Origin of the sequence: Vibrio sp. 10N.222.47.A9, from assembly GCF_963872585.1 — a bacterium.
Lineage (GTDB): Bacteria > Pseudomonadota > Gammaproteobacteria > Enterobacterales > Vibrionaceae > Vibrio > Vibrio splendidus.
The window spans coordinates 195,579-219,559 of the sequence record NZ_CAWNBB010000104.1 but is presented as its reverse complement, the minus strand read 5'-3'; the positions used below and the strand labels follow the sequence as shown (position 1 = coordinate 219,559).

The 23,981-nt window shown below is 45.2% G+C and carries 20 protein-coding genes; 13 read left to right on the top strand and 7 right to left on the bottom strand.

Translation table 11 applies throughout. The features are described from left to right. Positions 1 to 45: 45 nt before the first annotated feature. Positions 46 to 255: a hypothetical protein gene (locus AACT19_RS25235; RefSeq protein ID WP_076649374.1), complete on the top strand. Its 210-nt coding sequence runs from the start codon at positions 46 to 48 to the stop codon at positions 253 to 255. A gap of 14 nt (positions 256 to 269) precedes the next feature. Beyond that, positions 270 to 521: a hypothetical protein gene (locus tag AACT19_RS25230; RefSeq protein ID WP_242658978.1), complete on the top strand. Its 252-nt coding sequence runs from the start codon at positions 270 to 272 to the stop codon at positions 519 to 521. 34 nt (positions 522 to 555) lie between these two features. Here AACT19_RS25230 and AACT19_RS25225 read toward each other — a convergent pair whose 3' ends face one another. After that, positions 556 to 1,344: an AraC family transcriptional regulator gene (locus tag AACT19_RS25225; RefSeq protein WP_017101015.1), complete on the bottom strand. Its 789-nt coding sequence runs from the start codon at positions 1,342 to 1,344 to the stop codon at positions 556 to 558. A gap of 98 nt (positions 1,345 to 1,442) precedes the next feature. Between AACT19_RS25225 and AACT19_RS25220 the strand changes: the two genes are divergently transcribed. The 4 genes from AACT19_RS25220 to AACT19_RS25205 all read left to right on the top strand — a co-directional run bounded on the left by AACT19_RS25220 (position 1,443) and on the right by AACT19_RS25205 (position 5,608). Then, complete coding sequence (locus AACT19_RS25220; RefSeq protein ID WP_004732002.1) at positions 1,443 to 2,336, top strand: DMT family transporter; 894 nt, start codon at positions 1,443 to 1,445, stop codon at positions 2,334 to 2,336. A 194-nt stretch (positions 2,337 to 2,530) separates the two neighbouring features. After that, complete coding sequence (locus AACT19_RS25215; RefSeq protein WP_076649370.1) at positions 2,531 to 4,168, top strand: peptide ABC transporter substrate-binding protein; 1,638 nt, start codon at positions 2,531 to 2,533, stop codon at positions 4,166 to 4,168. Between the two features lie 429 nt (positions 4,169 to 4,597). After that, positions 4,598 to 5,101 (top strand): acyl-CoA thioesterase, encoded by a 504-nt coding sequence (locus AACT19_RS25210; RefSeq protein WP_004732005.1) that lies wholly within the window; start codon positions 4,598 to 4,600, stop codon positions 5,099 to 5,101. A 234-nt stretch (positions 5,102 to 5,335) separates the two neighbouring features. Continuing rightward, positions 5,336 to 5,608: a hypothetical protein gene (locus AACT19_RS25205; RefSeq protein ID WP_017079795.1), complete on the top strand. Its 273-nt coding sequence runs from the start codon at positions 5,336 to 5,338 to the stop codon at positions 5,606 to 5,608. A gap of 590 nt (positions 5,609 to 6,198) precedes the next feature. Here AACT19_RS25205 and malG read toward each other — a convergent pair. The 3 genes from malG to malE form a co-directional block, all read right to left on the bottom strand. Then, complete coding sequence (malG, locus tag AACT19_RS25200; protein ID WP_004732010.1) at positions 6,199 to 7,089, bottom strand: maltose ABC transporter permease MalG; 891 nt, start codon at positions 7,087 to 7,089, stop codon at positions 6,199 to 6,201. Positions 7,090 to 7,100: 11 nt separating this feature from the next. Continuing rightward, entirely contained in the window at positions 7,101 to 8,672 is a 1,572-nt protein-coding gene (gene malF, locus AACT19_RS25195; RefSeq protein ID WP_004732011.1) for a maltose ABC transporter permease MalF, read from the bottom strand. A gap of 80 nt (positions 8,673 to 8,752) precedes the next feature. Beyond that, positions 8,753 to 9,937, bottom strand: coding sequence for a maltose/maltodextrin ABC transporter substrate-binding protein MalE (gene malE, locus AACT19_RS25190; RefSeq protein ID WP_004732013.1), 1,185 nt, complete (start codon positions 9,935 to 9,937; stop codon positions 8,753 to 8,755). 664 nt (positions 9,938 to 10,601) lie between these two features. Here malE and malK point away from each other — a divergent pair. Beyond that, entirely contained in the window at positions 10,602 to 11,714 is a 1,113-nt protein-coding gene (gene malK, locus AACT19_RS25185) for a maltose/maltodextrin ABC transporter ATP-binding protein MalK (protein ID WP_004732014.1), read from the top strand. A gap of 232 nt (positions 11,715 to 11,946) precedes the next feature. Here malK and AACT19_RS25180 read toward each other — a convergent pair whose 3' ends face one another. Next, positions 11,947 to 12,147, bottom strand: a complete 201-nt coding sequence (locus AACT19_RS25180) for a hypothetical protein (RefSeq protein WP_004732016.1) — start codon at positions 12,145 to 12,147, stop codon at positions 11,947 to 11,949. Between the two features lie 208 nt (positions 12,148 to 12,355). Further along, the gene (locus AACT19_RS25175; protein WP_076649412.1) at positions 12,356 to 14,272 is read right to left on the bottom strand and encodes a methyl-accepting chemotaxis protein; all 1,917 of its coding nucleotides are present in this window, start codon (positions 14,270 to 14,272) and stop codon (positions 12,356 to 12,358) included. Positions 14,273 to 14,727: 455 nt separating this feature from the next. Between AACT19_RS25175 and AACT19_RS25170 the strand changes: the two genes are divergently transcribed. From AACT19_RS25170 to AACT19_RS25145, 6 genes are read left to right on the top strand one after another with little or no spacing between them, the layout of a single operon-like run. Further along, complete coding sequence (locus AACT19_RS25170) at positions 14,728 to 15,684, top strand: AAA family ATPase (RefSeq protein WP_017084836.1); 957 nt, start codon at positions 14,728 to 14,730, stop codon at positions 15,682 to 15,684. A gap of 10 nt (positions 15,685 to 15,694) precedes the next feature. Beyond that, on the top strand, positions 15,695 to 16,621 hold the full coding sequence (locus tag AACT19_RS25165; RefSeq protein ID WP_076649368.1) for a DUF58 domain-containing protein: 927 nt from the start codon (positions 15,695 to 15,697) through the stop codon (positions 16,619 to 16,621). After that, entirely contained in the window at positions 16,618 to 17,103 is a 486-nt protein-coding gene (locus AACT19_RS25160) for a DUF4381 domain-containing protein (protein WP_076649367.1), read from the top strand. Before AACT19_RS25165 ends, AACT19_RS25160 begins: the two co-directional genes overlap by 4 nt. Next, complete coding sequence (locus AACT19_RS25155; RefSeq protein ID WP_076649365.1) at positions 17,096 to 18,088, top strand: vWA domain-containing protein; 993 nt, start codon at positions 17,096 to 17,098, stop codon at positions 18,086 to 18,088. The genes AACT19_RS25160 and AACT19_RS25155 overlap by 8 nt, the downstream gene beginning before the upstream one ends. Then, the gene (locus AACT19_RS25150; RefSeq protein ID WP_076649364.1) at positions 18,081 to 19,949 is read left to right on the top strand and encodes a VWA domain-containing protein; all 1,869 of its coding nucleotides are present in this window, start codon (positions 18,081 to 18,083) and stop codon (positions 19,947 to 19,949) included. The genes AACT19_RS25155 and AACT19_RS25150 overlap by 8 nt, the downstream gene beginning before the upstream one ends. Before the next feature lie 2 nt (positions 19,950 to 19,951). Further along, positions 19,952 to 21,634: a BatD family protein gene (locus tag AACT19_RS25145; RefSeq protein ID WP_076649362.1), complete on the top strand. Its 1,683-nt coding sequence runs from the start codon at positions 19,952 to 19,954 to the stop codon at positions 21,632 to 21,634. Between the two features lie 136 nt (positions 21,635 to 21,770). Here AACT19_RS25145 and AACT19_RS25140 read toward each other — a convergent pair whose 3' ends face one another. After that, positions 21,771 to 23,915 carry a sensor domain-containing diguanylate cyclase gene (locus AACT19_RS25140; RefSeq protein WP_076649360.1) on the bottom strand — a complete coding sequence of 715 codons (2,145 nt, stop codon included), beginning with the start codon at positions 23,913 to 23,915 and terminating at the stop codon, positions 21,771 to 21,773. Positions 23,916 to 23,981: the final 66 nt, after the last annotated feature.

The window sequence follows — 23,981 nt, the reverse complement described above, 5'->3', positions numbered from 1 at the left end:
TGAGCTCCCCTAAAATACCAATCAAATGATTAGGGGAGATAGAACATGATTAGCTCAGTACACAATGACGAACTCAACAGATACATAGAAAGACTAGACTTAAACCTTACAAAGGCTCAGGTTCGTGAACTTGGTTGGCAGCAAGGCAATGAAGAGGTAGGAAAAGAAAAAACAGTATTAGGCTCGTGGTTTTTCTTTTCTTTCTTTGGCTTATGTACGTCTACATGTTTTGCGCTGCTGATGTATATTTCATGAGGATAAACAAAACAATGACCACGTATAACCAGCATGGAACGTTCAATTGGTTCGAGGTCGACGGAGAAACGTACATACTGTTCAAGGTCGGCAGCAACAGCGCTCTATTAAACCAACACTATGAGGATGTCACCGAACAACAGAGCGAAATATATGGGCTATTAGGGGCGATTCCATTAGCTCTTACTGCACGTATTCACTTATTCATTTATTCACTTATTCACTTATTCACTTATTCACTTATGGTCTATCTACTCACTAACTAGTGAAAACATGCGTTCTTTTGGGAATAAGATCGAGCTACAACAAACGGTTCTTATACTGTTCTGGCGTTTGGTTCGCGTAACGTTTAAACATAGTGATAAATGGGCTTGCCTGGTTGTAACCCAATGTAAGAGCGACCTCTTTAACCGATTGGCCGTTTCTCAACAAGTCCATTGAGTAAAGGTAGCGCACTCGTAGCCGCCACTCTGTAAAGCTCATTCCGAGCTCCGTCTGGCAGTGGCGAGAAAGGGTTCTTTCCGTGGTGTGGACACGTTCAGCCCAATCTTTCAGCGTCACTTCATCGGTTGGGTTTTCTTCAACAGAAGCCAATATTGGTGCTAGGTACTTATTATCGGTTGAAGGCAAGAAGTGGTGTTCAACCTCACGCTGCGCAAGTTGGTCAAGCAGTACCTGAACGAGCCTTTGATCTTGCTCTGTTTCCGCAACATTTATCCCACGCTCGCGAAAGTCATCGATGATAGAAGACACAATCGGCGTGATCTTTATAAGGCTGGTTTTATCTGGCAGATGTTGCGTGAGTTCTGGGGCGATATTTAGCGAGCAGTAGTCCAAAGGCTTACGGTTATAACTGCAATGCATCACCCCAGCTGGTACCCAAATCGCTAAATGTGGCGGCGCTAGAAATCGGGTGCTTTCCGCTTCCATCTCTAATATACCGCCACTGATCAATTGAACCTGTCCCCATGAGTGGCTATGAACTCGGGTTTCAGTGTTCGAAAGAAACGCTTCAAAATTCATAAATACGTTGGATGGTGCCTTATCAATTGATAAGGATGGGTGAAGGTTTCTGGAGTGTTTTTTCAAACTTGTCTTCCTATCGCGCCTGATGTCTTTCTAAAGATACTTGTAAGTATAACGACCTGTCAAACTAGCCGCATCAACTCATTCGCGACGGAATTCACATGCATTATCTCTTACCATTTTTTACAGTCTGTATCTGGGGCGCCAATGCAATCGTCAACAAGCTTGCTGCAAGCACCATAGAACCTAGCGCGATGAGTTTTTACCGCTGGTTTTTTGCGATGTTAATTCTCACGCCTTTCTGTATTCGCCCAGTCATGAAACAGTGGGCTGTCATTAAGCCAAACTTATCTAAATTAGCGTTCCTCGGCTTTTTGGGCATGGTGTTGAACCAATCTCTAGGTTACTACGCAGGCTTAACCACAACCGCTTCCAACATGGCCTTGATCACGTCTTTAGTCCCATTGATCAGCGTGTTTCTAAGCGTTCCTTTGTTGCACAAGTCCATTTCTAGTTTAAGTATTGTTGGCGGTGTGTTGTCACTGTCAGGCTTAGCTCTGATGTTAGGCAAAGGCGACCCTTTGTTCTTCATGCATCAAGAATTGACTCAAGGCGATGGTTATATGCTGATTGCGGCCTTTGTTTATGCGTCTTACTGTGTGTTATTGAAACGCTGGAAAATGCCCATCAGTAGCTGGGTGGTGATTTACATTCAGGGTCTGTTTGCTGTCGCGATGCTTACGCCACTTTGGCTTACCAGCGAACAGCTTTTACCACCGCAACAAGCGATCCCATTGATAGCTTACGCCGCGGTTGCCGCTTCAATTTTAGCGCCTTGGATGTGGGTGAAAGCGATTGACACCATTGGTGCTGACTCAAGCGCGATGTTCATGAACTTGCTTCCGGTTGTTGCGATCGTATTAGCCGCGACATGGCTTGGCGAAGAGATTAACCAGTTCCACATCATTGGTGGTGTGATGGTGATTTCCGGTGTCATCCTTGCTCAAATCAAAAGAAAACCAAGGCTTGAGGCACCTCTCCCTCAACAAAGCTAAACGCATTACCCAACGCTCACATTAGGGTAAATATTCAAACTCACTTTTCTTACAGTGCCTACTTCCGAAGTAGGCACTGTTGTTTTATTCACAAGCCTTTCAAATGCTTTTAATACGCGTTCATTGTGGTTGCAACATGTTACCGACTCAGGTTTAATGTATTAAGTACTGTTTAAGTTGTAAAAGGAATTACAATGACTCAACCAAGGATCCCAGTGATCATATCGTCCCTGCTTGCTTTGTCCTCTACTTCAAGTTTTGCTGCCACTGTTCCTGCTGATACGCCATTAGCTGAAGAACTATTAGCTGAGGAACAACATTTTGTGCGTGGGAATGGCGCGGAGCCCAACACTCTAGATCCTAGTTACGTAAACTCAGGCATGCCCGGTGACATTATCGTCAATGATATGTTTGAAGGCTTCGTGATTGAGAACAGTGACGGGCAAATAATCCCAGGGCAAGCCAAAGAGTGGTCTATCAGCAAAGACGGCAAAACCGTGACGTTTGTGTTGAAAGAGAATCTCAAGTGGTCGAATGGCGAGCCAGTCACAGCATCCGATTTTGTCTTTGGTTGGCAGCGAGCTGTGTCTCCTAAAACAGGTAACAACACGGGTTTTGTTTTTTCGACGGCTAACATCGTGAACGCTAGCGAGATTCTATCAGGAGACAAAGCTCCCTCTGAGCTTGGCATCAAAGCATTAGATGAGCACACGGTTGAGATCTCACTTTCAAAACCTACGCCCTACTTTATGAGTTTAATGAGCATCAAGACCTTTTTCCCTCTGCCTGCTAAGTTGGTTCAAGAGAAAGGCGACCAATGGACTCGCGCAGAAAATATCGCGACCAACGGTGCTTACACTTTGAGCAAATGGGTACCCAATGAATACGTTGAGGTCGAGAGAAACCCAAACTATTGGGATGACACATCGACAGTCATCAATAAGGTAACCTATCTCGGTCTATCTTCTCAAAATGCCGAGCTGATTCGTTACCAAGCTGGTGAGATTGATATGACCAATCGTGTCCAGCTTGAGTACTACCAAAAATTAATCCAAGAAAGCCCTGAGCAAATCAAAGCGCAAGCTCTATTGGGCTCTTACGTTTATTCATTCAATACACGTCAAGCACCCTTTGATGACGTAAGAGTACGCCAAGCACTGAGCATGGCCGTCAATCGTGAGATTCTAGTCGAGAAAGTTACAGGCCAAGGTGAGCCAGAAGCATACAGCGTGACGCCGAATAATATTCCTGACTACACAGCGCCTTTATCCGAATTCAATTCTTTAGACAGCACGCAGCGTTTAACAAAAGCCAAAACACTACTTGCTGACGCTGGATACAACGAGAGCAACCCACTCAAATTCACACTGACTTATAACACCAGTGAAAATCACAAAAAGATAGCAATAGCGATTGCATCGATGTGGAAGCCGCTGGGTGTGAAGGTAGAATTGGAAAACATGGAGTGGAAAGCGTATGTTGCGGCAAAAGGCGCTGGTGACTATCAAGTTGCACGCTCATGGGCATTTGGTGACTACCCAGAACCTTCTGCACTGTTAGAGGCGTTCACTTGTGGTCACACGGCAAACGAAAGTGGCTACTGCAACTCCGATTACGATGAGCTCTTACAGCAAGCAAGTAAAACGGAAGATCAGTCTAAACGCTTTACTTTATACCAGCAGGCTGAATCGCTACTTAACGAATCTGCAGCAGTTATGCCTTTATATCATTACAATCACACCCGATTAGTGCGAAATACTCTCAAAGGCTTCCCTAACAATAATCCGAAAGGAAATATCTACGCGAAGGATCTATACTTTATTCAAGAGTAAAAATGAGCTGAATAACAAACATTTTTAACTACCACTTTAGTGGTAAAAAGACTAAGATAATTTAACTAAACCAGATAAACAGCGGTTAGTTGGCTAAAACAAAATAAGGTACCGCAATGAGTACCAAACGGCTTAGAAACACCTAGCATTACGCTAGGTGTTTTTTTTTTGCAATCGACCTTTCTAGCTGTCAGATCAACATTTATTGGTTCTTACTCAATATGGCTATGCACTTGCTCAATATTGCTTCATCCGCGTTTGCCACTCGCCTCTACCGCCTTTAAACATCAATATTCATCTGTTCGTCACCCGTTTGAAAAAATAGTCTTAATCGTGAGAAACACCGCTTTAATTTATGTCATCTTAAGTATATTGTTATTAGCAAGTAACAAGCATGTTATACAGCACAATAATAATGAAGGAAGATAGATGAGCAGTAACAATAACCGACCAGATGGTAAACGAGACGTTACTCTGCGTTTTTTAGCTGAACCTGGGGATGTGAACTTTGGTGGTAAAGTTCATGGTGGTGCAGCAATGAAGTGGATCGATTTAGCAGCCTACGCTTGTTCTGCTGGGTGGAGTGGTAAATATTGTATTACCGCTTACGCAGGGGGGATTCGATTCGTAGCTCCGATCCATGTTGGCAACCTTGTAGAGGTAAGTGCGAAGGTCATCTATACCGGTTCATCTTCTATGCACATCGCTATCGACGTTCAAGCCAGCGACCCTAAAGAACTCAACAACCGCCTAACGACTCACTGTATCGTTATTATGGTCGCTGTTGATGAAAATGGTAACCCGACTAAGGTGCCGGAGTGGGTGCCAGAAACACCAGAAGACATCGAATTAAGAGATTCGGCTATTCGCCTAATGAACATGCGAAAACAGATCGGTGAAGAGATGGAAGCACACGTTAAGTACCTTAAGTAAACTTTACCAACCACGCTACGCTACAAAACCATATTACAATGCCAAGCACCTGCTTGGCATTGGTTGATCTAATACCCTCGATCTTTGCAAGCAAAGCCTCAGTAGATCTAATACGACCTATGAGAGCGTGATGCCCAGCCAAAGGTTGAAATGAATCGGCACTTGTTCGCGGATTTATTTTGACTGTAATAAAGTCGTCATTTTGCTCTGTTTAAATACCGCCAATCATAATGGATGTATTTGAATTTCCTGGAGCCACTCTTGAGCGTCACACGCCCCACTCTTAGCGAATCTACACTCAACAATTTAAAGGCGGTTGAGTACCAATGGGTTAGAACTTTGTACGTCGAAGGCTACGACAGCAACGAAATTAACCACTACATCCAAACTTGTTTTGGTGGTGACCAGACGTTTGCGGATCTATTTCGTCGTGTGGCACTCGATCAAGAAAGCATCTATGTGCTGTTGCAGCATCTTGGCTGTGCTCCTTCTAGTAGAGAATTCTAACCTCAACACCCGATTCCCCCTTATCTTTGAATCTAAAGATACTTCCAAGCAAACCAATAACTACGAGTGATAGCTATTCGCGATGCATCAACAGTAGCCTGCCGTTATAGACATTTTCTGTGCAATCAGGCTAATCGTTGCATACAAATCATTGAAGTATCACGCATTGAAATATTAGCAATATATCAATAGAGAAACTGCCCTTTATACTGAGTGTCTGATTTGTGAGACTCGTTCATGTCTTTCTGTAAGAGGAATGAGGCAGGAGAGATTCGGGAGAGAAGTGACTCGAAACTTTAATGGCTAAAGCAGCTATGAGCACAAAAACTGACAGGTAAAACGAACATCCGGACAAAGTAAAAAGCAAAAAGTAAAAAGTAGCAGGCATAAAAAAACCCAAGTAAATACCTGGGTTAGAGTTACAAAAACCACTAATCATTAATAGCGTAAGGAACCTGATTAGTAGCCAGCTATGCGTAACCTGAGGGTTATTTTTATTACTGATCGGCGGCCAAACCAAATGATGTAATAAAAATGCCAATACAGAGCGACCTATAAGGTCGCTCTTTGTCTTTCTTATAGGGTACAGCTTATCCTTTTACACCACCCGACGTCAAACCGCCAACTAACCAACGTTGAGCAAGTAAGAATACGATCGTAATCGGAAGTGCTGATAGTACAGCCGCTGCCGCAAAGTCGCCCCATAGATAGTTCTGAGGATATAGGTACTGCTGCATGCCGACTGCTAGCGTGTAAGAGTTCACATCCGATAATAGGATTGAAGCAACAGGTACCTCACCAACAACACCAATGAAAGATAGAATAAACACAACCGCTAGGATTGGCACTGACAGAGGTAATAGAACCAATCTGAACGCTTGCCACGGCGTCGCACCATCCAGTGCTGCAGCCTCTTCCAAAGAATTATCAATCGTCTCAAAATAACCCTTAATCGTCCACACGTGTAGTGCGATACCACCTAGGTAAGAGAAGATTAGACCGCCGTGCGTGTTTAAGCCTAGGAACGGGATGTATTGACCAAGTTTGTCGAACAGCGCGTAAATCGCTACCAAAGCCAATACTGCTGGGAACATTTGGAAAACCATCATCGCTTTCAAAATAGTTTCTTTACCTTTGAAGCGCATACGAGCAAATGCGTAAGCCGATGTAGTAGACAGCGCCACAATCAAAATAGACGTAATACCCGCTACTTTTATCGAGTTCCACAACCAAGTAAGTACAGGGAATGGAGGTGGCGTTACCGAACCATCAGCGTTGGTCACTGACATACCCAGAGCTAATTTCCAGTGTTCCAAAGATGGATTATCTGGAATCAAGCTACCGGTTGCGAAGTTACCTTCACGGAACGAGATAGCGATAATCATTAATAGTGGGAAGATAATTAGCGCTAAGAAGCACCACAACACTGCATGCGTTGCCCACACTCGGTATTTAAGGCCTTTACCTTGTACCATAGCCATTGTCGTGCTCCTTAATCTTGAGTCAGTTTAGTGAAACGAAGGTTTAGTAACGCTAGTGCACCAACCAATAGGAAGATAAGCGTTGCGATAGCACTTGCTAGACCAAAGTCTTGACCGCCGCCGCCTTCGAATGCGATTCGGTAGGTGTAGCTTACGAGTAAGTCTGTGTAACCCGCGGGCTCTGAAGTGCCAATCATGTTCGGGCCGCCGTTCGTCAATAGTTGAATCATTACAAAGTTATTGAAATTAAAGGCAAACGCTGCAATCAATAGCGGTGTAAGCGGCTTAATCATCAATGGGAATGTGATTCTCTTGAAATTATCAAGAAAGTTAGCACCATCGATTGCTGACGCTTCGTACAAATCTTCAGGAATCGCTTTTAATAGGCCCATACATAAAATCATCATGTAAGGAAAACCTAGCCAAGTGTTAACAATCAACACCATGGTTTTCGCAAGAATCGGGTCGGAGAACCAGTTCGGGCTTAAGCCAAAGATACTCTCAAGCACCATGTTGATCTCACCAAAGCTCTGGTTAAATAGGCCCTTAAAGATAAGAATCGAGATGAATGCTGGGACTGCGTAAGGCAGAATCAGCAGAACACGGTAGATTGAACGACCTTTTAGCTCTTCCCACTGCACAATATTCGCAAGAATCAGACCAATGGCAAGTGTGAAAACAACCGTACAAATCGAAAATACAACAGTCCAGATGAAGATGCTGATGAACGGTTCTTTAATGCCGTCATCTTTCCAAACACGTTCAAAGTTAGCCGTACCGATGTCTACAACAAAGCCTGGAGATATTGTGTTACCAATAAACTCTCCTTTCTCGTCAACCGGTTGGTAGAAACCCACTTCCATGTTTGGTTTCAATACTTCACCAGATTCATTGTTGATTAACGTTTCACCGTCACCTTGAAGGGTGTAAAGCGGTGCGACGGCAGCAAACTTACGCAAGCCACTCATACGGATATCATCACCATCTGGTAAGTGGAAGTCTACACCACTGATCGCAGAACGGTTTTGGATGATCGCTTTGATCTTCTCTTTTTCACCTTGTACAGATTCGATTGCAGATAGGTCCATCTCTGTTGCTGTCATACCTTCCAGAGAAAATACATCAGTTGCTAACAGCTGGTCGCCATCTTTCACAACGATCTGGTGACCGTTATCTGTTTTGTACAAAGTAAATGGGTAACTTTCACCGCTTTGGAATGAACGGTCTAAAAGAACGGTTTGAGTACGCTCTAGAGAGAGCTGGTTTTTTGCGCTGTAGTTAGTAAACGCAAGTCCGACGGTGTATGCCAGTGGGAAAAGAATGAATAAAATCATTCCGGCAATACCTGGGTAAATATAACGGTGGGCGTAAGTTTTCTTACTGCCAAAAATGTAAAGTGCCAAAGCCGTTAAGATCACAGTAAGAAGCGCAAATGCGAGCTCACCGCGAGAATACATTAAAATTGTAGCGTAGCCATTAATTAAGCCAACACTACCAAGCAACCCCCATTTGATGAAGACGCTTTTACTGCTTGGAAGGCTTGATGGTGCCGGGATCGCATCTGAACCTTGAACTGACTGCATAGAGGAACCTGCTAACGATATAGATAAAAAATAGAAAAGTAAGGAGAGGTTGCCCCCTCCTTAAAGGTAGAACTTGAGTATTACTTAGTCATTCGAGCTTCAGCACCTTTCAGCGCTTGATCAACAGTTTGGCGGCCATCAACAACGTTGCCGATCGCTTCTTCCATGCTGTACCAGAATGTAGTGAACTGAGGGATGTTAGGCATGATTTCACCGTTCATCGCGTTGTCCATTGTTGCGGCAATACGCGTGTCACTGTCTAGTTGACGTTGGAAAGAGTTAAGAGCAACTGCGCCTAGTGGTTTGTCATCGTTCAAGCTTTTCATACCTTCATCAGTGAGTAGGTAGTTTTCCATGAACTCAACAGCTAGGTCGCGGTTTGGAGAAGCAGTGCTGATACCACCTGCCCATACACCAACGAAAGGCTTAGACGCTTTACCGTTGAACTTAGGCAGTGTTGCAACGCCGTAGTCTACGCCTGCTTTCTCGATGTTTGCCCAGCCCCAAGGACCATTGATTGTCATTGCAACGTTACCCGCAACGAATTCAGACTCAGCGACTGAGTAGTCCATGTCTGCAGAGATAACTTTGTCTTGTACCATCTTCTCGATGAAGCCTAGAGACTTTTGAACACCATCAGTCGCTACGCCCGCATCTTTAATGTCGTAACCTTCAGCTGTTTGTTTGAATGCATAACCGCCGTCAGCTGCTAGTAGAGGCCATGTGAAGTAAGCGCCGCCACGTAGAGGCCACATGATCGCTTTCTTACCGTCTTTTTGAAGCTCAGCGTTAAGTGCTGGGATTTCTTCCCAAGACTTAGGCGGGTTAGGAACAAGTGCTTTGTTGTAGATAAGAGAAACTGACTCAACCGCTACTGGGTAAGCGATTGTTTTACCTTCGTAAGAAACAGCGTCCCATGCGAAGTCTACGATACCTTCTTTAGTCTCTTTAGAAGGTTTGATATCAGCAAGAAGACCCGCTTCTGCAAAACCACCAAAACGGTCGTGAGCGTAGAAGATCATGTCTGGGCCATCGCCAGCCGCTGCAACTTGAGAGAACTTCTCTTCTAGTTTATCTGGGAAAGCTACTGTTACTTTAACACCAGTGTCTTCTTCAAAGCGTTTGCCTACTTCAGCCATTCCTTCATAAGCTTTATCGCCACCAACCCAAATAGTTAGTTGACCTTCTTCGATAGCAGCGTTTGCACCAAATGAACCCAGAGCCACAATTGTGCCTAGAGCTACAGCGCTTAGAGCGTTTTTCATGTCAATATCCTTTTTATATTTATACGTAGGGCGCATTCAATTAAGACGAGCCAGTTTTCGAGGTTATGATCTGAGAAAACAGCCCCTAACTCATCATCCTAGCCACTACGCCCTAGCTATTATGGCTTAATTTCGTGATCGTCATCCGATCAGATTAGAGAGCGAAGTCACAAAGTGCATACTCATCGTGATCCACATCACCGTTATGGGGTGAATTTATTTGAACTGGATCGCTAATTGGGAGCAACCCAATTTATCTACTCCTCCCCTCCTACTCCCCCTCGTTAAATTTTCATTGGGAGGATGTACCATTGCGCCAATTCACCGAAACTGCATTCATCCAAGAGTGGATAGTAAGAACCCTTTACCAGCGAATGTCGTGTGTAACCGCACTGTTCATTTAGTTGGCTTCACTGCCCGCTGTTGTCTTTATTAAGCATCGAGCTAAATCTGTGATTGAATCACGGGGGAGATTTAGCTGGATGTGGGGGAAATAGGCACCAGTTTGGCTATGATGGGTGGGCTTGGTTAAAGAATCCAAGTCTCACCCACTTTTTTCTTACTCATTCAATACTTACCAATTCCTACAGTTACTGCTGACCCAAAAATTTCTTATAATGATAAGCAGTAAAACTTAAAATTTGATCGATCGAGGACGAGCTAGATGGCGAGTGTCACGTTAAAAAACGTTTATAAATCATATGGTGATGTACAGATTTCTAAGGACGTAACCTTAGACATCAACGAAGGTGAGTTCGTAGTATTCGTTGGACCATCAGGTTGTGGTAAATCGACGCTATTACGCTGTATCGCAGGTCTAGAGGACATTACGTCTGGTGATTTGTACATTGGCGACCAACGCATGAATGACGTTGAGCCTTCAAAGCGTGGCGTAGGTATGGTATTCCAATCTTACGCGCTTTACCCTCACCTTAACCTTTACGACAACATGTCTTTCGGCCTGAAACTAGCGAACGCTAACAAAGCTGAAATCGATAAGCGTGTTGAACATGCTGCAGAAATCCTTCAGCTTGGTCACCTTCTTGAGCGTCAGCCTAAAGCCCTATCTGGTGGTCAACGTCAACGTGTTGCTATCGGTCGCACTCTGGTTTCTCAGCCAAACGTATTCTTACTTGATGAGCCTCTATCTAACCTAGATGCTGCGTTGCGTGTTCAAATGCGTTCGCAAATCACTAAACTACAACGTCAACTTGGTTGCACCATGATCTACGTTACCCACGACCAAGTGGAAGCGATGACAATGGCCGATAAGATTGTTGTTCTTGATGGCGGTTATGTTTCTCAAGTGGGTAAACCTCTTGATCTTTACCACTACCCTAAAAACCGTTTCGTGGCAGGCTTTATTGGCTCGCCGAAGATGAACTTTATGTCGGTTCACATCGAGCAAGCTGAAGCAGAACGCGTACAAGTTCAACTTTCTAACGGTATGACTTTCTGGATCCCAGTTGATGGTACGACTGTCAATGCTGGTGACCGTATGTCTCTAGGTGTTCGTCCTGAACACTTGTTGTCTGCTGAAACAGGTGATGCGACGATTGAAGCTGAAGTGATGATGGTCGAGAAACTAGGTAACGAAACACAAGTGTACCTAAACCTCGAAAGTGCTGATGCTGACGTTATTTATCGCCAACCAGACACGTTGACGATTGAGTCTGGTGACAAACTAGCGATTGGTATTCCTGCGCACCGTTGTCACTTGTTCCATAGCGATGGTCGCGCATGTCGTCGCTTGTACAAAGAGTACGGCACCGACTAATCGGGTCGCCTTTTTAAGATATAACTTGCCCATATCGAATCCCTCTTACCAAGTAAGGGGGATTTTTTTGTTTAAAGGCGCCAACTACCTTCGCTTTGATGGTTTAGTCTTGCGCACCGCTCAGTTAGCTTTTTCGAGCGGTAATAAAAAAGGCCTAGCGGATGCTAGACCTTTATTTATTTGAGCTAAAAAGCCACCCTACCTAAACGATATAGGTTTGCCCTGCAGAAACTTAGTGGATTGGCGTATCACTTGTTTTGTTGAACTGGCCAAAATGTTTTTCTAACACTTCTGGTGTTAGTTTGCCTTCCGCTTCTAGTCGCTTAAATTCAGCAACGATCGCTTTTTGCTCTTCAATTGATGGCAGTTTTACTTCTGGCTCATCGCCCATCTCTTGAGTCATCTGCTCTAGTTCTTTTTCAAAATCGCTCATGATACTTACCTAAATATTAAACCTAATCAGATTTTACTCATTTACGCTCTGTGATGCTAGAGCGATTAAGTGCAAAGCCCGAAACCAGATCAAGCTAAGGCCAGTTAGAAGAAAACAACCCCGTAAATAAAAAGAGCTGGATTCACGATTAAATGAATCCAGCTCTTCGTCTATGTCTCTTTCTAAGCCATGCTACAGCTTAAAGGAATTAAAGCTTAAACGAGCCAACCATCTTATCTAGGCGAGAAGAAAGGTCGCGAAGCTCTTGGCTCGCTTCAGCAAGCTGCTCAGCCGTGCCCGTTGTCACTTCATTGATTGCGTTAATCTCTTCAATGTTCTGGTTAATGGTGTGAACTACGGTTGATTGCTCTTCCGTTGCCGTTGCGACTTGCGTGTTACGATCGGTGATGTCTACGATGCGGTCTGAAATGCCACCCAGTACATCTACGGCTTCATCCGATGCAGCTACACCTTCAAGGGTAATGACTTTACCTGTACTCATTGCTGCTACTGCATCTTTAGCATCGCTTTGCAGTTGGTTGATCATCTTCTGAATCTCTTCCGTTGAATCTGCTGTACGACTTGCGAGGTTACGAACTTCATCTGCTACCACGGCAAAGCCACGACCTTGCTCACCGGCACGCGCAGCTTCAATCGCTGCGTTCAATGCAAGTAAATTGGTTTGCTCTGAAATATCGCGGATAACACCCAGAATGGAGCCGATATCTTGTGTTGTTGAAGCAAGTTGTTCAACCACTTGACCCGTACTTTCGATATCTTGCGCTAAACGGCTGATCGCGTCTTTTGCTTTGTTCACCACAGAGCGACCGACTTCCGTATTGCCTGACGCTTGTGTTGCCGTTTCTGCTGCTGTTGCCGCGTTCGATGCAATCTCGCTGATGGTCATGCCCATTTGGTTAATCGCAGCAACTACTTGAAGGGTTTGATCACGTTGCTCTTGGCTATTATCGTGGGTGATGTGTGCTTTGTTAGAAACACTCTCTGCCGCCACTTGAAGCGCTTGGCTTGTCGAGCATACTTCTTTCATAGACTCGTGAATCTTTTCAATGAATCCATTAAAACCTTTTGAAAGCTGTGCAATTTCATCGTTGCCCTTCACTTCGATACGCTGCGCCAGATCGCCATCACCTTCGCCAAGGTCACCGAATCGCTTAGCCAGAAGTTTAATTGGTTGAGTAATGCTGTTTGCCAGAACTACGCCCATTAGGATAAAGACTAAAGCCACGATAGCAGTCATGATCAGCATCTTCTGCGCAGTCGCATCGAGCTCAGCAAACACTTCACCTGTTGGTACCACACCAATAACGAACCAGTCCATTGACGACACATACAAACTCGCCACAAACAGTTCTTGTCCTTGGCTCTCAGTGGTAATCAGATTGAAGCCCGACTTGTTCAATAGTTGGCTTGATTGAGTTCCGTAAAGTTGTTGAAGCGAAGAATCACTGCGAGAACGCTCACGGTGAATTTGTACATCACCTTGGCTATCGGTCAAAAATACAAAGCCTGTATTTTCAATCTTGAAACCGTTCAGCAGGTTAACCATGTCGTCCATCGATTTTGATAGACCAGACATCGCTAAACCAGAAGGCTGCTGATAGTTAGCAAACATCTTCACTTCGCCATTCACTTCTTGGAACATGCTCACCATGGTTGGCTGTCCAGATTGCGTAAAGCCAAAGAACCAACCGTCTTGTTGTTGGTTTAGCTGGCGTAAGAAACCATCTTGGTTCCAGTAGTAAGCTGTTTGACGGTTCGCCACCGAGGCATCGTTCAACTGATATTGGTTGCGAACATTGTTCAGTTGTTTAACCAGCTTATTCTCTAGCGCGGCATCGCGCTCGGTCGATTCGATAGCATCAGAAATGAATTCATTTGAAGCAATTTGCTCCGCAGCTAACAATAACTGAGAGACTTCACGGTCAATTTCACCATTGATTCGCTCCAACATACCGGGAAGCTCAATATCAACCAAACGGTGACTCAATACATCTCTTGCTTGCTGTTGTGCCATCGCGCCGACAATCACTGTCGATGCAAGAACCGCAAAGGTAATTCCAAGTACAACTTTTTGTTTGATACTCAGAGAGTTAGTTTTAAACATATTTGGACCTTTAAAAGAATCGCTCATTATTGGTATACCCTGAACAGGACTTTTTTAGTGCACTCCAACAAGCAATGCACAATCTGAGTGATGTATCGGCCAAAACCAGTAAAACTAGAGACTTTTCTCTCAAAAAAACTGCAAATATAATGTAACAATAAAAACCATTCAGATTAGATATGAATTAACTGAGCAAATATCGTACTGTCGAGAATCGATTTTAGCTCACGGCCCTTAGATCTAACCGCACTCAAACAACGACCTCCCCCCGAGCTTTTGTATATAAAAACCAATTGATATGGTAATAATCACACCCTAACGATGTTTTTGGCTAAACACTTGTAAATCTTTCCAATTTTGAAAAAATAAATTCCGCAAATGTACTGGAACTTTTTCCTATTAATAAGTGACCAATACTCAAAATAAGAATCAAATGGCCCCCAGAGAGTCCAAAAATGCATAAAAATAACTTCGAAATCCTTCAAAACTATTTAGAGTCTCAAATCATTGGTCAGCAAGAGCTCGTTAAGCAACTGATGATCGCCTTACTGGCAGATGGTCATATCCTTGTTGAAGGGCCTCCCGGGTTGGCAAAAACCCGTGCAGTAAAGTCACTGGCTGACTGTGTCGAGGGAGATTTTCACCGTATTCAATTTACCCCTGACCTATTGCCTGCCGACCTAACTGGTACCGATATTTTCCGTCCCGAAACCGGAGAGTTCACCTTCCAATCTGGCCCGATTTTTAACTCGTTAATTCTAGCGGATGAGATCAACCGTGCTCCTGCGAAAGTACAAGCTGCGATGTTAGAAGCGATGGCCGAGAAACAAGTGACCGCAGGTCGAAAAACCTATGCCCTACCTGATCTATTTTTGGTGATGGCAACGCAAAACCCAATTGAGCAAGAAGGCACTTACCCGCTGCCAGAAGCTCAATTAGACCGTTTCTTGCTGCATTTAGAAGTGGCTTATCCAGACATGGAAAGTGAGCTGGAGATCTTGCGCCTAAACAGAGGCGAAGCTCAAGGCAATCAACCTGTTCAACCAGAGCCTATTTCTCAACAAACTATCTTCGAAGCTCGCCAAGAAGTGCTCAACATTCACATGGCAGACACCATTGAGCAGTACATAATCAGGCTGGTAATGGCGACTCGCCAACCTAAGCAATACAGCGACCAACTCGATCAATGGTTAGACATGGGTGTTAGCCCGCGTGCCACCATTGCGTTAGACCGTTGTGCCCGCGCTCACGCTTGGCTTGCTGGTCGCGACTACGTCACTCCACAAGACGTTCAAGCGATGGCATTCCCTGTATTACGCCACCGTCTACTGCGTAGCTACCACGCACAAGCCGAAGGGGTCACTGCAAACCAAGTGATCGCACACCTTATCTCGTTGGTTGGTAGCGCATAGGGATACGCGCATGAATAATCAATTACCTAACCATAGTGACGGTGTCACGTTGAATCTAAACGAACTGCTGCAATACAAAGCGCAGTCTGTTCGCTGGTTGCCTCCAGCCAAGAGCCTGTGGTCGCAACTAAACGGGCAACACGAGAGCAATCGTAAAGGTCGCGGCATGAATTTCTCTGAGGTTCGTCAATATCAGGCGGGTGACGATATCCGCAGCATTGATTGGCGCGTCACGGCGAGAACAGGCAAAGCACACACCAAACTGTTTTCTGAAGAAAGAGAACAGCCTGTGATTTTGTTCTTAGATCTGTCGAGCAGTATGATTTTCGGCTCAACCTTGTTGCTTAAATCGGTTCAACTCGCGCACTTTGCCAGCCAACTTTGCTGGTTAACCGTCGCTCAAAAAGACCGTATTGGCGCAGTGATAGATACTGGCCAAGAGATCATTGAGATTAAACCCAGTGCTAGCAACCACGCTCCGTTGCGTATTTTGCAAAAAGTCATAGAAATCAATAACGCAGCGCTGACCAATCCAGACAATCACAGCGGCACAACCTTAGAGCATGGGCTGAAGTCTCTTCACCAGCTTTGCCCGAAAGGAAGCGATATCATTATGCTCAGTGATTTCGTCCGCTATAACGAAAGTAATTACTCACTTATCAATCAAATACGTCGACATAATCGAGTTCGCTTGGTGCATTTTTACGATCCTTTAGAGCAAGGTGTCACTGCTTTCAAAGGTTCAAAACAGATCACCGACGGCAATAAAACCCAATGGTTTAACTTTTCATCCAGTAAGGAAAAGGAAAAGCTCAGTCATGCATTCGATCTGAAACAACAACAGCTTATGCAAATGAGCCTTTCTTTGGCGATCCCATACAGTTCATTGTCTTGTGCGCAATCGTTAATGAGCCAAGTATCAGGAGTTCAGTCATGAATCAACCTCTCGACTTGAGCCCTATTATTACGCCAAGCGCACCGTCATGGTGGCCTTTGGCATGGGGTTGGTGGTTAATCATTATCACGGCCATTGTTCTGATCGCCTTAGTATTTTTCATTGTAAAACACAGACAAAAGAACCAATACGCGAAGAACGAAGCTCTTGCTTGCTTTCGTAATAGTCAGCCTTCAAATACCTTGTCTCCGAGTGCAGCTCAAGACATCGTTCGTCAGGCTGCACTGAGCTATTTTCCACGCGACAAAGTGGCAGGCTTATCTAGTGACGATTGGTTGGCGTTCTTAGATGCGCAATTGGCGAAGCCGTTGTTCGCCGCAAAACAATCGCAATGGCAACAAGCGCTCTACCAAGATACAGCCTTAATGAGCGACGAACAGAAAAAGGCTCAACAGCAATTGGTTAATGACTGCGAAACCTGGCTTCGTAAAGCCCTTCCTCCAAAGCGAGGTCGTTATGAGTGATTTTCTAAGCACTAACTTGTTAAACATCGAGTTCGTTTGGTGGTGGATGTTCTTCATCGCGCCACTGCCGTTGCTCGTTTACTTGTTCTCGCCAAGGTCAGAATCAAGCAGTGCCCTAAGGCTTCCATTTCTACCAGAAGACAGCAAGACCAAAACGCCGAGCAGCCGCTTACCCAAAGCTTTGTCGGTCATCATCTGGCTTTTATTGTTGACGGCAATGGCACGTCCAGTTTGGTACGGCGAACCGGTTGAATTTCAGCCCAAGCACCGAGACTTAATGTTAGTTGTCGACCTCTCCGGATCGATGAGCCAAGAGGACATGCAGTTCAATGGCGAGTACATCGACCGCTTATCTGCAGTAAAACATGTATTGAGTGACTTTATTGAGCGACGCAAAGGTGACCGAGTCGGACTGGTGTTATTTGCTGATCACGCCTATCTGCAGACGCCACTGACGTTAGATAGAGACACGCTGTCACAGCAACTCAATCAGGCTGTGCTAAAGCTGATTGGTACTCAAACTGCGATCGGTGATGGTATTGGCCTTGCCACCAAAACCTTTGTCGACAGCGACGCACCTCAGCGTGTGATGATTCTACTCAGTGACGGCAGCAATACCGCGGGGGTATTAGATCCACTAGAAGCGGCGGACATTGCAAAGAAATACGACGCCACAATTTACACTGTGGGTGTCGGTGCGGGTGAAATGATGGTCAAAGAGTTCTTCATGACTCGTAAGGTCAATACTGCTCAAGACTTGGATGAGCGTACTCTAATGGAAATCGCCAAGCGCACTGGCGGTCAATACTTCCGTGCGCGTGACAGCAAAGAGCTGGCAACGATTTACGACACCATCAACCAATTAGAACCCGTGACGAACGCCACTAAGATCTGGCGACCACAACGAGAGTGGTTTGTCTGGCCACTGTCGGCGGCAATGTTCTTCGCATTTATGCTGTTAGCCATTAGGAGAAACAATGTCTAACTTTACTTTTATCTACCCATATTGGTTCTTGGCTCTTGCCGCGCTACCCGCTATTTGGTGGCTTAGCAAAAGACAATCGAAGCAAGGATTATTAGCGTCACATATCGCCCGCTACTTGGCTCCTGAATCGAGCAAGCCATCGAAAAATCGTAGTACTTACTTTGGCATTTGGTGGATAGTCGGTGTCATCGCGTTGGCTGGACCAAGCTTTGAAAAAAATGAACAGCCGAGCTTTGAAAAAACGCAGGCGCGAGTTGTGATCATGGATATGTCGATGTCTATGTATGCCACTGACATTAAACCAAACCGTTTAACACAGGCGCGATACAAGGCTCTGGATCTGCTTTCGTTATGGAAAGAAGGCCTAACGGGAATGGTAGCCTACGCAGGTGATGCTTACACCATTAGTCCGCTAACGTCTGACATCAACACCATCAAGAACCTGGTACCCAACCTATCACCAGATATCATGCCCTTCCAAGGCGGCAATGCTGCGTCAGCAGTCAAACTCGCCATTGAGATGATGACTCGTGCTCATATCTACCACGGTGACTTGGTGTTGATTGCGGATGATATCGACGACCAAGAGAAGCAAGAGATCGATTCCCTACTCTCAGGTGGCAATTGGACATTGTCGATTCTAGCGGTAGGAACGAAAAGCGGTGCGCCGATCTCTCTACCAAGCGGCTCGATGCTGAAAACCGACTCGGGACAAACCGTGGTCGCAAGAACCAACTTAAATAACATGCGTGAGCTTACACGCAGCTATGGTGGCACTTTTACTGAGGTTCAATTTGATAACTCAGATGTTGAGCACATTGCGAATTATCTCGACCGAATTGCTACGACATCAGAAGTCACCAAGACCAATAACTCACTCAATACCAGAGTTAACAACGGTTTCTGGCTATTGCCGTTTCTGTTACTTCCTGCACTTGGGCTATTTCGAAAAGGGGTCATTTGGTGTGGCCTAGCTGTGCTTGTCTCGTTCAGCCAACCGAATACTGCGTTTGCGAACCCTTGGAAAACCGATGACCAAGTGGGTTATCAGTTGTATCAAGATGAGGATTTTCAACAAGCCGCAGAACAGTTCGAACAGCAAGAATGGAAAGGCATTGCGCAATACAAAGCCGGTGATTTCGAAGCGGCCGAACAGACGCTACAAGGTCTTTCTGGCGAAGATGCTCGCTACAACCTAGCCAACGCACAAGCAAAGCAAGGCAAGTACGACCAAGCGATTGAAGAGTATCAACGTATTCTCGAAAGCAACCCTGACCATGCTTACGCGAAGAAGAACCTAGAAATCGTCGAACAGGCCCAGAAGCAACAGCAACAGCAACAGCAAGACGATTCTGAGTCCAAAGACCAAAATGAACAAGACCAGCAAGGTCAGCAAGGTCAGCAAGGTCAGCAAGGTCAGCAAAATGATTCTTCGCAAAACTCGCAGGATCAAAAACAAAGCTCAGCTGACAATGGGAAGTCGCAAGATCAAAGTGAAAGCCAAGCTCAGAATACTGACCAAAGCCAAGCTGATAACCGCTCTGATTCCAAGACGGATGAAGAAAACGACAAGCAAGCTGTGCAACAAAACAAACCGGATCAAGCAGATAAACAGCCAAAGGACAAAGGTGACTCAGCATCTCAGACTACACAAGCACAAAAAGCTGCAAAGGAAGACAGTGATAGCAATGCTCAACAAGCCGCAACACAAGTGTCAGGTCAGCCTATATCGAGCGATCCTGATATGCGAAAACTTGAGCAAGTAGAAAGCGCTCGAGATCCGAGCCAACTGCTTAAAGCGCAAATGATTCTACAAGCACGACAAAAAAGTGCTCCCAACAACCAAAACAAAAAGTGGTAACCATGCGATTTTTAAACAAGCCATTTTTATCAATACTACTGACACTGCTAATCGGTGTTTTCTCGTCACATTCTGTATTAGCAGCAACCGCTGTTGCCAGTGTTTCCCAAAACAGAGTGACCAAAGATGAAGTCTTCCTACTTAGAGTAGCGACCGATGAAAAAGTATCGTCCGGTGCTTTAGATCTATCCCCCCTTCAGAAGGATTTTTACGTCAGCACCCCAAGATTTGGGTCGTCGATGCGAATCGTAAATGGCAGCCGTACTGTGTCTAGCGAATGGAATATTACCCTTGCCCCACTTCGATTAGGCCGATTTGAGATTCCTAGCTTTGATATTGACGGCGCAAAAACCCAACCGATCACCATCAACGTTTCGGTTAATAAAGCCGCTCCAAAGCAGAGTGATATGGCCGAGTTTCAACTTAATCTGAGTAAAGACTCGCTGTACCCTCAAGAGGTCGCGGAGCTTGATGTAAAACTCATCATTAAGGCTGATCCTAGAAGACTGCAAGATCCTAAAATTGCGCCGCCAAGTTCAGCGCAATTAGATGTGGAACCAATTGGAGAGTCAAAGCAATTTCAAGATGTTATCAACGGACAAGAAGTCACGGTTGTTCAGCAATCTTTCCATATATCGTCACAACAAGCAGGGCAATTTAAACTGCTTGGACCGAAGTTAACAGGAGCGGTTGTTTACTCAACCAACAACTCAAGTAAAACACGCCTTTTCCAACTCGATACACCTGTCGAAACCCTAGATGTAACCGTGAAAAACGTGCCAAAAGGCTATCGAGGTGAGTGGTTACCCACATCGAACTTCAAGTTGATTCAGAAGTGGTCAGATAGCCAAGGTAACGAGTTAACACGTAACCAAGGTTTAGGCAGTGATAGCAAGCCACTTGAAATGGAAGCGGGTGATTCTTTAACTCGAACCATCACCATGACAGCCAGTAATTTGACCCAGCACCAATTGCCAAAGCTGAACATTCCCTACCCTAAATCGGTACGTGTTTATGAAGAGAAACCTCAATTTGGCACCACCCAATCCGGTGATGCTGTCGTTGTCTATAAGCAAGTACTAATCCCTAAGGAATCAGGAAGCATCTCTCTGCCTGATGTTTCTCAAGCTTGGTTTAACACAGACTCACAATCACAAGAAACCAGTAAAGCTCTTGGTCTTGAGTTGTCGGTTCAGGCAAGTGAACGCGCTAGCTCAAGCTCGCCAGCTCCTGTTATGGAGACACCAACTCAACAAGTTAGGCCGACGATTGTTACCGTTGATAACCCAGGAATATGGCCTTACCTAACCGCGCTGTTCGCTGCCTTGTGGTTAATCAGCTCTGCGGTTGCGTTGTACTTCTGGTCACACCGCGGTACCGCAGTAAAACCAAAGCACCAAGATGAACGTCAATCAGATGCAGAAAAAGCGCTTATCACAGCTCTGAAAGCGAAAGATGGGGTGGTGACGAGAACCTTGTTTGAGCAGTGGCAAACAGAAAACTCAGACTTGAGTAGTGAGACGTTACAAGCAATTGAAACCGAGCTCAGCAAGCTCAACCAAAGCCTCTATGCTGAAGCTGGTTCACCAAGTCAGTCATGGGATCCGACTTTAGCAATCAAAGCAGTTAAGAAGCCAAAACGCATGTTGAGCAAAGCACACAAGAGCACATTAGAAAGGCTTTAATTAACCAGCGATCTAAGTAAGCAGAACGCTAGTTAAGCAGAAAATCTAAGTAAGCAAAAAAGAACGAAGCCGTGATGACCACATTATGATCATCACGGCTTCATTCGTTTTTAAGAGCAGAAAAATAAATACCACACTAAGTCAGTGGCGTCGCAACCTTTCTTCGCTTTAAAGCAGAGACAATTCTATTTCGCCCTGAATCTTTAGCTTGATACAAGGCCTTGTCTGCCTTTCCATACAATAGATCGAAGTCGAACTGGTGTTGATCAGAGGTGATCGACGCATAACCGACAGACGCAGTTAAATATTGGCTGGTAGTACTTTCACAATGGAGGATTTTCGCCTCTTCAATACATCGACGAATCGACTCAGCTCGCTGCTTGGTTGTCGCATGACTGGTTCCGATCATCAATAACATAAACTCCTCGCCTCCAATTCGGCAGAAAGTTTCTTTATCGCTGTATACATGATCGTTTAATATTTTACCGATCGTACGCAGAGCAGCGTCACCTTCAGTGTGACCATAAACACTGTTGTATAAACCAAAATGATCAAGGTCGACGAGAATCAACCCAAATGTGACATCTTGTTGTGTGGCAAATACACCCTGCTCGTCACAATTCAAGTCCTCTAAAACCTGAGTCAGCATACGGCGATTACCAAGGCGAGTCAGAGGATCGAGCTTAGAAATAACTTCCAACTGTTCGTTCGCCAACTCCAACTCCTTAGTTCGTTTGCTGACTTCCTGTTCAAGTGTCTCATTGAGCTTTTTAAGCTCCTCTTGTGCCATCGTTCTTTGCAATACTTCAGCAAGGCTAGAAGCAAAGATACGTATCACTTCGCGTAATTGTGACGTTAAAGGGCTTCGGGTCAGTAAGTTATCTGCCGCAATGAACGCAATCGGATCGCCCGTATTGGTGGTGAGCATTGTCATGGCCGTCCAACCGACACCCACAATATTGAAATCGTGATAGATAGGCACCGATTCTTCAAAGGCAACTTGATTAGGGCAAGCGCGAGCTGCGGCTACAATGTCACGCTCCACCAGCTCTGAGCGATAATAAGATTCATCGACAATGTCGCCTTTTATGTCCGTGCCCCACGTGCCTTGCATGTAACTGCAATGTTTATCGGTGAGGAAAACGGCCAGTCGGTCGATGCCTAAATGCTGAATCGCAAAGCTCACCGCCGATTTACACACTTCACTGACGCTATCGCAGCGAGACAACTCCACCATGCTTGAGTGCAACATGCGGATGTTCTGTTCTTGCCGTTTGCGGATGTAGATCTGAGAAAGCAGAGAACCAAAGGATTCAAGCATCTGCTTTTGATAATTAGTGATGGGTGAACGGTGAATGTAATTGTCCATTGCGATCCAACCGACGGGTTTATCCCCTTCACGTAAGATCAACATGCCATTCCAACCTTGCCCTACGACCTTGCCTTCGGTGTATAGCGGCGCTTTCTCAATAATAACTAGGTTGATGTGATTGTCAGACAACGCCTCAATGTATTCGGCTTCAAGTTGATGTAAATCGTACTGAGTATGATACTCGCTGTTAGTTTTTCCCCGCTCATCGGTGCCGTAAGTGCCACTAAAGCAGCGCTTTTTCATATCGAGTAACATGAAGATCGCACGGTCAAAGCCTAGACGGTCGCGCACTGCCTCAACAGAAGCCTTATACAAAGCATCCAAAGAGTCAGGATTAGAAAGCTCTAACGCGACCTGATGGACTAGTTTCATGTTCTCAACAAATAGCTCTCGCAGCTTAATTTCATCCAGGTACTGCGCTTCACGTGTGTCTCTGTATTTTATCTCCAGCGCAGCGTTCTTTTCAGCACGAATACACTGCCAGCGAGCTGCGGCTAGTTGAAGGACATCAAGATCTTGGTCGAACGTTTGGTTGATCTGCTGAGCATTGCAATTTTGAACAATTAAATAAGTTCTGCAGGCAGGCGCGTTGTCTAGCATCATGATGAGCGACTCACCACCCAGCACCTCCATGTGTTCCCACTTACAAGTATTGATAGACATTGGAAGCACACCATCTGCGGTATCAAACTGGGAAACCCAAGGCCAAAATGTTGAGGGATACTTGTCGAGGGAGGTAAGCTCACCGCAACAAAACAAGGGTAACGAATCGCCTTCTGGTGTTGGCTCGGTAAATACTCCGATCCCTTTTGGGGCAAGTACCTCAACAAGGTAACCAAAAAGAGATTCTGCCAACAGACGGTGGTCGCGAGTAGCAGATATTTGTTTTGCAAAGGCTTTAACAGGCACAGCTTCCGTCCATTGGCTAATGAGATTGAAGCAAAAATACCGAAGCCTTGATATGCAATCAATGTA

What these genes read in the sequence shown, in the direction of transcription:
- AACT19_RS25235 (WP_076649374.1), top strand. Translation starts at nt 46, where the DNA reads ATGATTAGCTCAGTACACAATGACGAACTCAACAGATACATAGAAAGA.
- AACT19_RS25230 (WP_242658978.1), top strand. Translation starts at nt 270, where the DNA reads ATGACCACGTATAACCAGCATGGAACGTTCAATTGGTTCGAGGTCGAC.
- AACT19_RS25220 (WP_004732002.1), top strand. Translation starts at nt 1,443, where the DNA reads ATGCATTATCTCTTACCATTTTTTACAGTCTGTATCTGGGGCGCCAAT.
- AACT19_RS25215 (WP_076649370.1), top strand. Translation starts at nt 2,531, where the DNA reads ATGACTCAACCAAGGATCCCAGTGATCATATCGTCCCTGCTTGCTTTG.
- AACT19_RS25210 (WP_004732005.1), top strand. Translation starts at nt 4,598, where the DNA reads ATGAGCAGTAACAATAACCGACCAGATGGTAAACGAGACGTTACTCTG.
- AACT19_RS25205 (WP_017079795.1), top strand. Translation starts at nt 5,336, where the DNA reads ATGTATTTGAATTTCCTGGAGCCACTCTTGAGCGTCACACGCCCCACT.
- malG (WP_004732010.1), bottom strand. Translation starts at nt 7,089, where the DNA reads ATGGCTATGGTACAAGGTAAAGGCCTTAAATACCGAGTGTGGGCAACG.
- malF (WP_004732011.1), bottom strand. Translation starts at nt 8,672, where the DNA reads ATGCAGTCAGTTCAAGGTTCAGATGCGATCCCGGCACCATCAAGCCTT.
- malE (WP_004732013.1), bottom strand. Translation starts at nt 9,937, where the DNA reads ATGAAAAACGCTCTAAGCGCTGTAGCTCTAGGCACAATTGTGGCTCTG.
- malK (WP_004732014.1), top strand. Translation starts at nt 10,602, where the DNA reads ATGGCGAGTGTCACGTTAAAAAACGTTTATAAATCATATGGTGATGTA.
- AACT19_RS25180 (WP_004732016.1), bottom strand. Translation starts at nt 12,147, where the DNA reads ATGAGCGATTTTGAAAAAGAACTAGAGCAGATGACTCAAGAGATGGGC.
- AACT19_RS25175 (WP_076649412.1), bottom strand. Translation starts at nt 14,272, where the DNA reads ATGTTTAAAACTAACTCTCTGAGTATCAAACAAAAAGTTGTACTTGGA.
- AACT19_RS25170 (WP_017084836.1), top strand. Translation starts at nt 14,728, where the DNA reads ATGCATAAAAATAACTTCGAAATCCTTCAAAACTATTTAGAGTCTCAA.
- AACT19_RS25165 (WP_076649368.1), top strand. Translation starts at nt 15,695, where the DNA reads ATGAATAATCAATTACCTAACCATAGTGACGGTGTCACGTTGAATCTA.
- AACT19_RS25160 (WP_076649367.1), top strand. Translation starts at nt 16,618, where the DNA reads ATGAATCAACCTCTCGACTTGAGCCCTATTATTACGCCAAGCGCACCG.
- AACT19_RS25155 (WP_076649365.1), top strand. Translation starts at nt 17,096, where the DNA reads ATGAGTGATTTTCTAAGCACTAACTTGTTAAACATCGAGTTCGTTTGG.
- AACT19_RS25150 (WP_076649364.1), top strand. Translation starts at nt 18,081, where the DNA reads ATGTCTAACTTTACTTTTATCTACCCATATTGGTTCTTGGCTCTTGCC.
- AACT19_RS25145 (WP_076649362.1), top strand. Translation starts at nt 19,952, where the DNA reads ATGCGATTTTTAAACAAGCCATTTTTATCAATACTACTGACACTGCTA.